This is a genomic window from Bradyrhizobium sp. AZCC 2262 (assembly GCF_036924535.1).
Lineage (GTDB): Bacteria > Pseudomonadota > Alphaproteobacteria > Rhizobiales > Xanthobacteraceae > Bradyrhizobium.
This window is the reverse complement of sequence record NZ_JAZHRT010000001.1, coordinates 1,573,430-1,586,222: the sequence shown is the minus strand read 5'-3', so window position 1 is coordinate 1,586,222 and position 12,793 is coordinate 1,573,430. Positions and strand designations below refer to the sequence as shown.

Genomic DNA, 12,793 nt, shown 5'->3' with positions numbered 1-12,793 from the left:
AGTGTGCCGTCAGTTTGCATACTTCCGAAGTTCAAGTCTGGCAATGGCGCGATTGTGCACCTCGTCCGGACCGTCCGCGAGGCGAAGCGTCCGGATATGGGCGTAATCCTTTGCCAGGCCGGCATCGTCGGAGACGCCGCCGCCGCCGTAAGCCTGGATGGCGTTGTCGATGATCTTCAGCGCCATATTGGGAGCCGTGACCTTGATCATCGCGATCTCGGCCTGCGCGGTCTTGTTGCCGACCTTGTCCATCATGTCGGCGGCCTTGAGGCACAGCAAGCGATTCATCTCGATATCGGCACGCGCTTCGCCGATGCGCTGTTCCCACACCGAGTGCTCGATGATCTTCTTGCCGAACGCGGTGCGCGAGGCCAGCCGCTTCACCATCTTCTCCAGCGCCTCCTCGGCCTTGCCGATGGTGCGCATGCAGTGATGGATACGGCCCGGGCCGAGACGGCCCTGTGCGATCTCGAAACCTCGGCCTTCGCCGAGCAGGATGTTTTCCTTCGGCACGCGAACGTTTTCCAGCAGCACCTGGGCGTGACCGTGCGGCGCGTCGTCAAAGCCGAACACCGGCAGCATCTTCTCCACCTTGATGCCGGGAGTGTCGAGCGGAACCAGGATCTGCGACTGCTGCTGATGCTTCGCCGCCTTGAAATCGGTCTTGCCCATCAGGATCGCGATCTTGCAGCGGGGGTCGCCGACGCCCGACGACCACCATTTGCGGCCGTTGATGACATAGTGGTCGCCGTCCTTTTCGATGCGCGTCTCGATGTTGGTGGCGTCCGATGACGCCACGGCCGGCTCGGTCATCAGGAAGGCGGAGCGGATCTCGCCCTCCATCAGCGGCTTCAGCCACTTCCGCTTCTGCTCCTTGGTGCCGTAGCGGATGAACACTTCCATGTTGCCGGTATCGGGGGCGGAACAGTTGAACACCTCCGAGGCCCAGGAGATGTGGCCCATCTCTTCCGACAGCAGCGCATATTCGAGGTTGGTCAATCCCGCGCCGCGGAATTCGTCGTCTTCATGCGCGTTCGGCGGCATGAACATGTTCCAGAGGCCTTCGGCCTTCGCCTTCTTCTTCAGCTCCTCGAGGATCGGGATCACCTTCCAGCGCGGGCCCTCCGCATCCTGCTTCTCGTAGATCGGCACCGCCGGACGAACATGCGTCTTCATGAACGCCTGTACGCGGTTCAGCCATTCCTTTTGCCTTTCGGACATGTCGAAATTCATGGGACGCTCCTCACCTCTGGCTTCTGAAATCGTTGGCCGCACTGTCCGCCCGCCTCTCGTTCGCCGCAAGGTATTTTGCGCTTCGCAATGAGACGACGGATTGACATTTCCCGCCCTTCAAACGATAGTTTCATACAACTGTTTGAATTGCAACTCCTCCAACGGGAGGCTGATATGTCGAGCGATCGGACCCGGTCCGCCATCCTTGCCGCCGCCGAACGGCTTTACGCCGATCGCGGTTTTGGCGACGTGACGCTGCGCGACATCGTCGCCGAGGCGAACGTCAACCTCGCCGCGGTAAATTATCATTTTGGCTCCAAGGACGAATTGATCGCGGAGCTGTTCGTCACCCGCAGCCTCGCCACCAACCGCGAGCGTCTCAACGAGTTGAAACTTGCCGAGGAAAAGGGCGGCGGCCGCGCCTCGATCGAGGCCATCCTGCATGCGCTGGTGGGCCCAACGCTCCGCGGCTGCCTCGGCCCCGACCGCGAAGGCTCGACGGCTGCACGCTTCATGATCCGTGCCTCGATCGAGTCGGTGCCACCGATCCGCCGCATCAAGAACCGCGAGGTCGATCATTTGCGGAAATTCATCGCCGCGATGCGGCGCGCGATGCCCGGCCGTGACGACGCCGATCTCTATTGGGGCCTGCATTTTGCGCTGGCGATGTCGCATCACACCATCCGGGAAAAAGAGCGGTTGGCGAAATTGTCGGAAGGACAATGCGACCTCAACGACGTCCAGGCGATCATCGACCGCGTGGTTTCGGTCTCGGTGATGGCGCTGACCGGCGGCGAGACGCCGGCGAAGAAGGCGCCTGCCCGGCCGGCGATGCCACATGGCAGGCTGACGCGGCAGGATCTCTGAGTTGAGTTTCTTGTAGTGGATCTTGTAGCCCGGATGAGCGAAGCGAAGCAATCCATCCTTCCGTGCGTGAGGTGACAATAGATTGCTTCGCTTCGCTCGCAATGACGATGGATATAGTTCCGCATTCTCGCGACGCCTTTCGCCCGAGGTTTGCTATTCACCTTGGCCCTCCTCGAAATCAGAGGGCGCAGGGAAGACCGGGTGCTTGCTGCACCCGCGGTCTCGCGTGCGATTTGCGCAAACAAAACTGCACACGAGCATACAGGGCAGCGGAGCATTCCGGCCTTCCCTGCGCAATGGCTTTACGGCTTACTTCGTGCTCTCCCCGGAGAACGGCTCTTTTGCCTCCGTCGCCAGCGAGACAGATCCCGCCAACTTAACGCCAGCACCGCGGCGCCCGAACCACACGACTTCGCCGTACGCTTAAGGCGCGTACGTCTAGCGCGCCATTCGCGTCCATCGCATCTCACCGCGCGTTCGTGACGATGGCCAACGCCCCTCATCCGCCGTGAGACAAGCGGAGTTATGCAGTTGATTTGGGTGAGAACGAAAGCAGAATATTTTTGCAAAAGAGGCTGGACAGGTTTTGGGTGATTTGCCCGTCGGGCACGGAGGAAAAAACACAAGCCTTTCAATATCCGAACATGAACGCCATGCCCCCTCCTCACACAACGCTATGTCAGCCCGGCCTTGCGCATTCCCGTCAGGAAATGCGCCATCAGTTCGGGCGTCTGATAGGGGACGCTCGATTTGATCCAGTCGACCGAGAGTTGGGGTTGTTCAAGCCGTACGGCAGCGAGAGATTGTTTGGCCTCCTCCACTCTTCCCATCTGGGCCAGGCTCGCGCAGCGCAGGCGCTGGGCGCCGTGAAAGCCAGGGCGCAGCCGCAGTAATTCTTCCGAGGTTCGGAAGGCGTCTGCGTATCGGCCGGCGAGATAGTGCGCGACCGTAATGCCGCCGAGGAACATCGCGGTGTCGGGATCCAGCGGGCTGAGCCGGATCGCCTCGTTGCCATGCGCGATGGCTTCGTCGCATTGCCCGGAGAACGCCAGCCCATGGCTCAGATAGCAATGCGCGGCCGCTGAACTCGGATTGAGGCTGACGGCGCGCCGGAACGCCGCAATCGATTCCTCGGTACGCCATTCCATCATCGACCAATAGCCGAACGCGATCTGTCCCCACGGATCGCAATCGTCCAGCGCGACCGCCCGCACGATGTGCGGACGGCCGGCGAGCAAGCCCTGGTCGCGATCAATCCAGCCATTATGCGCGGCAAACACCAGGCAAAACCCGAGCAGGCTCCGGGCCGGGGCGTAGTCCGGATAGGCATCGACGGCGCGATGGAGCGCCGCAATGGCTGCTTCATTATCCGATCGCGTGAGCCGCCAGACATGGGTTTGCGCCCGCGCCACCAGCTCCCAGGCACCGAGATCGCCCGGCGAACGCGAAAACGCGCGAACGCCCTCCGCCGCCAGCAAGCGCGGCTCGATCGCAGCGACGACGCTGCTCGTGATTTCATCCTGTATCGCAAAGATGTCACCCAGTTCGCGGTCATATTGCCCGGCCCAGTGATGGCCGCCGGTCACCGCGTCAATCAGCTGGGCACTGATGCGCAAGCGCTGGCCGGCACGGCGCACGCTGCCTTCGAGCACATAGCGAACGCCAAGCTTGCTTGCGACCTCCCTGATATCGATGGCGCGGCCCTTGTAGACAAAGGTCGAGTTGCGGGCGATCACGAACAGCCACCGGATGCGGGACAGTCCGGTGATCAAGTCCTCGGACATGCCGTCGGCGAAGTGTTCTTGATCGGGATCGCCACTCATGTTGTCAAACGGCAGCACCGCAATGGAGGGACGATCGGGCAACGGCAGCGTGCGGCTCTCACCGGCTTCCGCGCTCGAGGGCGCATCGTCAGCGTCGATCGCAACTACCGGCAAGGCGAACAGATAGCCGCGCTTGGAGACGGTTTCGACGATCGCCTGTGCGTCGTCCTGCAGGGCCTGCCGGATCTCCTTGATGCACTGCGCGAGCGAATTCGGCGTGACGTTGAGGTTCTGCCAGACGCCGTCGATCAGTTCTGCCTTCGGAACGAGCCGGCCGGGATGCTGCGCGAGATATACCAGCATATCGAAGGACTTTGGCCGCAGCGGCACGATGACGCCATCGCGGCGCAGGCAGGCCGATCGGCGGTCGACCAGGAACGGGCCAAAACGGTAGCTCTTGAGTTCCGGCATGTCTGCGCGGGCCTGTACCAGGGGTCAATCCAGAGCATTTCATCACAATTTCACCGCTTCTTCACGACTGCCACGCGTATGAATATGGGACTTTCCGGCGAGCCCTCTCCCGAGGGCGACATGCAGGAGAGGTTCCAATGAAGCCAACATCAGGATTTTCGCTGGCCGTTCGGATCTGCAGCGCCCTCGCCGTCGCGCTGTTCGCGACTGCCGCCCACGCCGACGTCATCATGGACTGGAACGCGAAGGCCGACGCCCTCGCCATAGAAAAGCAGCTTCTGAATGCCCCGAATGCCCGCGGGCAGGCGATGCTCCACATCGCAATGTTCGAGGCGGTCAACGCCATCGACAGGCGGTATGCACCCTACAAGCTCAACCTCACCGCGGACCGGGCCACATCAAGGGAAGCCGCTGCGGCTGCCGCGGCATATGACGTACTGTTGGCGCTGCATCCCGACAAGAAGACCGATCTCGATGCGGCGTTGGCCGGGTCGCTTGCCGGGATTGCCGAGAACGAGGCGAAGTCGAAGGGCATCGAGCTCGGCAAACAGGCTGCTGCCGGGATCATCGCCTTGCGCACCAATGACGGCAGCAACATGCCTGAAGACCATCGTCCCGCCACCACGGCCGGCGTCTATGTACCGACCACGATACCGATCGAGTCCACGAGTTCGAAGATCAAGCCGTTCGCGATGACAAGCGCGTCGCAATTTCGCGCCGCCCCGCCTCCCGCGCTGACGTCGGAAACCTGGACCAGGGATTTGAACGAAATTCGCGAGATCGGCAGTAATGTGAGCACCAAACGCTCGGCCGAGCAGACGACGATCGCCCGCTTCTGGTTCTTCACCGGACCGCGGACCTACAATACGATTGTCCGCCAGCTCGCCTCGCAACAGGAAGATGGACCTCGTCGATTGCGCCCGCCTCTACGCGCTGACGGCGATCGCCGGCGCTGACGCCTTCATCGCCGTGTTCGAGGCGAAATATACCTACAATCTGTGGCGTCCCGTAACAGCCATCCGCAACGCCGACCTCACGTCCAACCCGGCGACCCCGCGCGAGGCATCATGGCAGCCTTTGGGCGTGACGCCGATGCACCCGGAGTATCCGTGCGCGCATTGTATCACCGCCAGCGCGGTTTCGACCGTGCTGCAGCATATCGTGGGCAACGAGGTCGGCGAGATTACGCTGGCGAGCCCGACGGCTGCCGGCGTCACACGCAAGTGGACGCGGCTGCAGGATTATAGCGACGAGGTTTCCAACGCGCGCATCTATGCCGGCTTCCACTATCGCTTCTCCACCGAGGCCGGGAAAGACATGGGCAAGAAGATCGGCGACCTCGCGGCTACGACGCTGATGCTGGGCGCCGTGGCCGATGCACAGCAGAAACGCTGACCGAAGAAATCACAGGGATCGAGGCCGCTGGCCGGGCGGCCTCTTCAATCCCGATCATGGCAGGCCTACGCCAATGCCACGCAATCAATCTCGATGTCGAACGGCGCGAACCATTCGGGCGTGCAAACGAAGATGCGCGCCGGCGGATCTGCCGGAAAATAGCGCGCGTAGATCGCGTTGACGACGGCGAAATGCCTGGCCGAAGTGCAATAGACGTTGCACTTCATCACGTTTTGCAACGATGTGCCCGCCGTCTCCAGGCACCGTTTCAATTGCTCAAGGACGAGTTCGGTCTGACGTTCGATCGGACCGGTGAAGAGCTCACCGGTATCGGGATCGAACGGCGGCAGGCCCGAAACGAACACCATGCCGCCGCCGCGCGTCACCGGCGAGACCGGCGCGTTCCGCTTCGCAAGCCAGGACGACATCGGCTCGACTGGAATAACTTCCCGTTTCATCGTTGCACCTCTCGAACGGACTGATCGAGGGTGCAGACTAGCGCCATTCGACGCCAGCATGCTTCGATTAAGATCGAAATGTCGATGTCGCGATCAGACGATCTTCTTTTCCTTCAGCGCTTCCACCTTGGCCTCGTCATACCCGATCGTCGCTAGCACAGCCTTGGTGTCCGCGCCGAGCAGCGGCGGGGCGCGATAGTTCTTGATCGGGGTGCCGGAGAAGGTGATGGCGTTGCGGATCAGCGACAGATCCGGCTCGAATGGGTGATCGACCTTGACCCGCATGCCGCGCGACTGAACGTGCGGATCGGCGAACACCTGCTCGAAATTGTTGATCGGCCCGGAGGGCACGCCGGCCTTCTCCAGTTCGTCCAGCCAATAGGCGACGGGCTTCTTCAGGAACAACCCGGCGAAGATCGCCATGATCTCCTTGCCGTGCACGACGCGGTCGTTGTTCTTCAGGAAGCGGGGATCGGTGGCGAGTTCGGGGCTACCCAGCACCGCGCAGGTGCGCTGGAACTGGCCGTCATTGCCGACCACCAGCATCAGCTCGCCGTCGGTGCAGCGGAACACGCCGGCCGGCATGCCGCCATTGCCCCAGGTGCCGCGCCGCGGCGGGGTCTGGCCGTTGACGAGGTAGATCTGCAGCCAATGCGACAGCGAGGCGATCACGGTGTCGAACAGGCAGACGTCGACATGCTGCCCCTCGCCGCCATTGACCTTGCGATGAAAGAGCGCCGAGAGAATGCCGATCGACGTGTTCATGCCGGTCATGTAGTCGACAATGGAAGGACCGACCTTCATCGGGCCCGCGCCGGGCTCGCCGTCGATATGACCGGTGACGCTCATCAACCCGCCCATCGCCTGCAGGATCGCGTCGTAGCCGGCGCGCGGCGCATAAGGCCCGGTCTGGCCGAAGCCGGTCACCGAGCAATAGATGATGCCGGGGTTGATCGCCTTGATCGTTTCATAATCGAGCTTGTAGCGTTTGAGATCGCCGACCTTGTAGTTCTCCATCATCACGTCGCAGGTTTTTGCGAGCTCGCGGATGATCTCCTGCCCTTCCGGGCTGGCGATATTGACGGTGACCGATTTCTTGTTGCGGTTGGCGCAGAGGTAGAACGAGTTGTTGTTGTTCGCCTTGCCCTCGGGATCCCTGAGGTAAGGCGGGCCGAAGGCGCGGGCGTCGTCGCCGCCAGCGGGGCGTTCGATCTTGATCACCTCGGCGCCGAGATCGGCCAGCATCTGCGCCGACAAGGGGCCTGCAAGCACCCGCGTCAGGTCGAGAATTTTGATGCCCGAAAGTGGCAGAGCCGACATGAACTTCCTCCGAATTTTTTGGCGTGGTGGCGCGGGAACGTGGCCCGTCGCGCTGCGAAGCCAAGCCGATACACTATTTTATGCGACTGAGCCCTGCATTACCGGCATGACGCCATCCGTTCGGGGCCGCTTTGCGCACAGGTGGCCGAACCCCAAAAGCACGACGGCCCGCGCGAGGCGGGCCGTCCTGTCGTCAAACCGTTATCGGCCGGCCCGGTTACCTGCTGGCGCCGGCCTTGGCGCGGCCGGCCCGCCATTCCAGGAATTCGCGATACAGGGGATCGCGGTCCTGCGGGGCAAGTGCGGCGGCCGGTGCAGCAACCGGAGCCGGCGGCGGCGCGGCGCCGGATGCCGCCGACACAGCAGAGCCTGCGGGCAGCGGCATGTTGCGGTCGAGCCATTCCTGCGCGGCCTTGAAGCGGGTCCAGCCGGATACCGTCGCGCGTGGCGCCATCTCCTTCCACTTCGGATGGAACGGCGGACGCTGCAGCTGCGCGACCTTGTCGAACATGGTGTCCACCAAAAGCGACAGGCGGCGATAACGGTCGCTGTTCGGCGCCCAGTTATACGACGCCAGCACCGCCTCGGCCGCGATCGTCTCCACCGAGCCGCCATCCGCCACCAGGTTCGGGTAGTCCGCCGACGAAAGCTTGGACGGCAGATATTCCTCCTGCAGCGGCTTGGCGTATTCGACCGGCACCAGGTGCAGGTTGCGGTCCTGGATCTGGTTCAGCCATTGCAGCGGCTTGCCCTCGATCGCCACGATCGCGTCGACCTCGCCCTTGCGCAGCATGTCCACGGCAAGCCGCGGCTCCTGATAGATCAGATGCGGCCTGATCCCGAGCCGGTCGAACACGTTGATCGCCGTCACGAAGGTCGAGCTGTCGGGCAAATCGACCACCACGGTCTTGCCGTCGAGGTCCCGCATGCTGGTGATCGTCTTCGGCGCCAGCACATGCATTTCCTCGTTGAACATCTTGGCGACGTAGACGAACTGGTTGCGGATGTCCTTGGCGAAGTCCTTGCGATCGAGATAGGACAGCGTGTCCTTGCGCACGATGCCGGCATCGACACCCCTTAGCAGCAGGATATCCGACACCGCCTGCACCGATCCGCGGCCCATCACCGGCAGGATCCGCAGCGCCGTGCCATTGTCGAGCACGGAGGCGAGATCGGCGCCGACCTGGGCGTAGGTCGAGCCGAACGAGCCGGTCATCAGGCTCACGGTGTTGGCGTTGAGCTGGTTCGCCAGATCGCGCTTGGTGGCGGTGCCGTACTTGAAGATGGTCTTGAAGGACTCGCTGACGGCGCCCGCATCGACGCCGCTTCGCACCGGGCCGAAGTGCTGCCATTGGCCGTTGGTGAAGCGCATCATCCGCATCTGCTCGATCGGCGCATGATCGGACGGGCTGGTGTTGATCTGGATACCCTGCACCATCATCGGAAGCTGGATGCCTTTGAGCAGGCGGGCCTGCCTCATGATGTTTTCGCGCGACAGGTCGTCGCCGCAGTTCTTCAGGACCTCGACCGTCAGCTTGCCGACCAGATAGCCGAGGACGGCCTGGCCGTTGGTCTTGCTCACGCTCGGGAGATAGCGCTGCATGAAGGCGCTCCATTCGCGGAACACCGCCTCGCCGGCCGCCGCCGCGTCTTCGCCCTCCAGCCTGTATGCAGCCGACAACAGGCCTTCCGCATTTTGCGGACCTGCCGGCTGAATCACGGCCGAGTACGAATTGGAGATCGAGGCGGCGAACTGTAGCGGCCGCCAACCGAGTTCGGCGCTTCGCTTGATCGCCATGACAGCGAATTTCGGCGTGGTGAACTCAATGAGGACGTCGGCGCCGGAGGCCTTGAGCTTGGCCATCTGGGGGTCGATGGTGGTGTCGTTCACCTTGTATGGCGCCTCGGCCACGATCGCAATCTTGCCACCCAGGCCGTCCTTCAGGCCCTTCAAATATTCCTTGCCCATCCCGTCCTCCTGATAGAGGACCGCGATCCTGCTGCGGGGATGGTTCTCCAGCAGATACTGCGCAAAAATTTGCGCTTCAGCCGTGTAAGTCGGCAAGAAGCCAATGGTCCAGGGAAACTCTTGCGGCTGGTCCCAGGCCGCCGCACCCGACAGGGCAAAAAGTTGCGGGACCTTTTTTGAGTTCAAATAGGGCTGGATCGCGGCGTTGGTGTTGGTGCCGATGGTTCCCAAGGTGAGGAGAACGTTGTCTTCCTCGACCAGCTTGCGGGTCATCGCCATGGTCTTGGTGGGTTCGTAGGCGTCGTCATAGGTGATCATATTGACCTTGCGGCCGTTGATACCGCCTTCGGCGTTGACCTTGTCCAGATACGCCGCGATGCCCTTGGCGATCACGCCATAAGCGGAGGCCGGACCGGTATAGGGCGCAGTGTTGCCGATCCGGATCTCGTTGGCGCCCGGGCCCGCCGCCAAGCCCTGCCCGAAAGCCGGCCCCGCCATCGCGGCAAGCACCAGTGCCGTTGCAGCGCTGCGCCGAGGCGCGGTAAAAAGCCGCAGACCGTCACGGGCCACAGACCCGGACAATTGCGCCCAACGAGTATCGATCAAAGCCCGCATCTGACTGCGCCCCCTAGAGCATATACCTGCGATTTTTCGAGCAGCGAGACGATAGCGTTTCAGCCCCACTCGCTGACAATGTGTCTCAATCGGATTGATTTTATGTCATGGCCAGTCGTTTACCAGAGCGCGGTTAGTCGATTGTGTGTTCTGTCGCGACAATGCGGCGCATTAGCGTTACGAAATCACGACTCGGTTGCGCCCGCGAATGTTCATTCTCGTTATAGTTGCATAAACACAACCTGCTGCTGGCCTCGCGAGGTTCGCGGCCGCCGGCCCTTCATCTCAAAAGCACGACGGCCCGCGCGAGGCGGGCCGTCCTGGCGTCAAACCGCGTTATCGGTTCGCCTGATTACCTGTTGGTACTGGCCTTGGCGCGGCCGGCCCGCCATTCCAGGAATTCGCGATACAGCGGATCCTGCGGAGCATTGGCTGTGGCTGGTGCAGCAGCCGCCGGCGCAGCGCCGGACGCCGCCGACACGGCTGCGCCTGCGGGCAGCGGCATGTTGCGGTCGAGCCATTCCTGCGCCGCCTTGAAGCGGGTCCAGCCGGATACCGTCGCGCGTGGCGCCATTTCCTTCCACTTCGGATGGAACGGCGGACGCTGCAGCTGCGCGACCTTGTCGAACATGGTGTCCACCAAAAGCGCGAGGCGGCGGTAGCGGTCGCTGTTCGGCGCCCAGTTATACGACGCCAGCACTGCTTCAGCCGCAACCGTTTCGACGGAGCCGCCATCCGCTATCAGGTTCGGGTAGTCCGCCGACGAAAGCTTGGACGGCAGATATTCCTCCTGCAGCGGCTTGGCGTATTCGACCGGCACCAGGTGCAGGTTGCGATCCTGGATCTGGTTCAGCCATTGCAGCGGCTTGCCCTCGATCGCCACGATCGCGTCGACCTCGCCCTTGCGCAGCATGTCCACCGCGAGCCGTGGCTCCTGATAGATCAGATGCGGCCTGATCCCGAGGCGGTCGAACACGTTGATCGCCGTCACGAAGGTCGAGCTGTCGGGCAAATCGACCACCACGGTCTTGCCGTCGAGGTCCCGCATGCTGGTGATCGTCTTCGGCGCCAGGACGTGCATTTCCTCGTTGAACATCTTGGCGACGTAGACGAACTGGTTGCGGATGTCCTTGGCGAAGTCCTTGCGATCGAGATAGGACAGCGTGTCCTTGCGCACGATGCCGGCATCGACGCCGCGCAGCAGCAGGATGTCCGACACCGCCTGCACCGATCCGCGGCCCATCACCGGCAGGATCCGCAGCGCCGTGCCATTGTCGAGCACGGACGCGAGATCGGCGCCGACCTGGGCGTAGGTCGAGCCGAACGAGCCGGTCATCAGGCTCACGGTGTTGGCGTTGAGCTGGTTCGCCAGATCGCGCTTGGTGGCGGTGCCGTACTTGAACAGCGTCTTGAAGGACTCGCTGACGGTGCCCGGATCGATGCCGCTTCGCACCGGCCCAAAGAACTGCCAGTGGCCGTTGCTGAAACGCATCAACCGCATCTGCTCGATCGTCGCGTGGTCGGACGGGCTGGTGTTGATCTGGATGCCCGGCACCATCATCGGAAGCTGCAGACCCTTGATCGAGCGGGCCTGCTTCATGATGTTTTCGCGCGAGAAGTCGTCGCCGCAGTTCTTCAGGACTTCGATAATGAGCTTGGAGTTCAGATAGCCGTAGACGGCCTGGCCGTTCGACTTGCTGACGCTCGGAACGTATCGCTCCATGAAGGCGCTCCATTCGCGGAACGCCGCGGGGCCGGCGGCCTGGGCATCCTCGCCCTCCACCCGGTACATGGCCGAGATGATGCCTTCGGCGTTTTCCATGCCCGCCGGCGCCATGACGGCCGACACCGATTCAGACACCGAGGCGAGGAAATGCACCGGCTTCCAGCCGATTTCGGCATTGCGCTTGATCGCCATGGTGGCGAATTTCGGCGTGGTGAATTGCATGAAGATGTCGGCGCCCGAGGCCTTGAGCTTGGCGATCTGGGCGTCGATGCTGGTGTCCGTTACCTTGTACGGCGCCTCGGCCACGACCGGAATCTTGCCGCCGAGGCCGTCCTTTAGGCCCTTGAGGTAGTCCTTGCCGAAACCGTCGTCCTGATAGAGCACCGCGATCTTGCTGCGCGGATGGTTCTCAAGGATATACTGCGAATAGATGTGAGCTTCGGTCTGGTAGCTGGGCAGGAAGCCCATGGTCCAGGGAAACTCGCGCGGCTGGTCCCACATCGTCGCGCCCGAGGCGACGAAGAGCTGCGGGATCTTCTTCGAGTTCAGATAGGGGTGGACCGCCTGGCTGGTGTTAGTGCCGAGGCTCGCCAGTATAAAGAGAACGTTGTCTTCCTCGACGAGCTTGCGGGTCGCCTCCATCGTCTTGGTCGGATTGTAGGCGTCGTCATAGGAAATGAAGTTGATCTTGCGGCCCCTGATGCCGCCCTCGGCGTTGACCTTGTCGAAATAGGCCGCCATCACCTTGCCGATCACGCCATAGGCAGAAGCCGGACCGGTATAGGGCACGGTGTTGCCGATCCGGATCTCGTTGGCGCCCGGGCCCGCCGCCTGGCCCTGCCCGAAAGCCGGCCCCGCCATCGCGGCAAGCACCAGTGCCGTTGCAGCGCTGCGCCGAGGCGCGGTGAAAAGCCGGCGCATGGCCCCTGCTGTCCGAAACCGGGACAATTGCTCCATACGCGGACGAGTGACGTCG

General features: G+C 62.6%; 9 protein-coding genes. 3 read left to right on the top strand and 6 right to left on the bottom strand.

The window, feature by feature from the left end:
- Positions 1–9: 9 nt before the first annotated feature.
- On the bottom strand, positions 10–1,233 hold the full coding sequence (locus V1283_RS07390) for an acyl-CoA dehydrogenase family protein (RefSeq protein WP_334385771.1): 1,224 nt from the start codon (positions 1,231–1,233) through the stop codon (positions 10–12).
- A gap of 174 nt (positions 1,234–1,407) precedes the next feature.
- On the opposite strand from V1283_RS07390, the gene V1283_RS07385 reads away from it, so the two are divergent.
- Positions 1,408–2,100: a TetR/AcrR family transcriptional regulator gene (locus tag V1283_RS07385; protein WP_334385770.1), complete on the top strand. Its 693-nt coding sequence runs from the start codon at positions 1,408–1,410 to the stop codon at positions 2,098–2,100.
- Positions 2,101–2,774: 674 nt separating this feature from the next.
- Here V1283_RS07385 and V1283_RS07380 read toward each other — a convergent pair.
- Positions 2,775–4,334, bottom strand: a complete 1,560-nt coding sequence (locus V1283_RS07380) for a winged helix-turn-helix domain-containing protein (RefSeq protein WP_334385769.1) — start codon at positions 4,332–4,334, stop codon at positions 2,775–2,777.
- Positions 4,335–4,471: 137 nt separating this feature from the next.
- Here V1283_RS07380 and V1283_RS07375 point away from each other — a divergent pair, with 137 nt between their 5' ends.
- Both V1283_RS07375 and V1283_RS07370 read left to right on the top strand, forming a co-directional pair.
- Positions 4,472–5,290, top strand: coding sequence for a hypothetical protein (locus V1283_RS07375; protein WP_334385768.1), 819 nt, complete (start codon positions 4,472–4,474; stop codon positions 5,288–5,290).
- Positions 5,235–5,729, top strand: a complete 495-nt coding sequence (locus V1283_RS07370; RefSeq protein ID WP_334385767.1) for a vanadium-dependent haloperoxidase — start codon at positions 5,235–5,237, stop codon at positions 5,727–5,729. The genes V1283_RS07375 and V1283_RS07370 overlap by 56 nt, the downstream gene beginning before the upstream one ends.
- A gap of 65 nt (positions 5,730–5,794) precedes the next feature.
- On the opposite strand, the gene V1283_RS07365 is transcribed toward V1283_RS07370, so the two are convergent.
- The 4 genes from V1283_RS07365 to V1283_RS07350 form a co-directional block, all read right to left on the bottom strand.
- A complete protein-coding gene (locus tag V1283_RS07365; protein WP_334385766.1) occupies positions 5,795–6,187 on the bottom strand; it encodes a RidA family protein in 393 nt (130 codons plus the stop codon).
- 93 nt (positions 6,188–6,280) lie between these two features.
- Complete coding sequence (locus V1283_RS07360) at positions 6,281–7,507, bottom strand: CaiB/BaiF CoA transferase family protein (protein ID WP_334385765.1); 1,227 nt, start codon at positions 7,505–7,507, stop codon at positions 6,281–6,283.
- A 217-nt stretch (positions 7,508–7,724) separates the two neighbouring features.
- Positions 7,725–10,091, bottom strand: a complete 2,367-nt coding sequence (locus V1283_RS07355) for an ABC transporter substrate-binding protein (RefSeq protein ID WP_334385764.1) — start codon at positions 10,089–10,091, stop codon at positions 7,725–7,727.
- Between the two features lie 352 nt (positions 10,092–10,443).
- The gene (locus V1283_RS07350) at positions 10,444–12,738 is read right to left on the bottom strand and encodes an ABC transporter substrate-binding protein (protein ID WP_442895709.1); all 2,295 of its coding nucleotides are present in this window, start codon (positions 12,736–12,738) and stop codon (positions 10,444–10,446) included.
- Between the last annotated feature and the right edge of the window lie 55 nt (positions 12,739–12,793).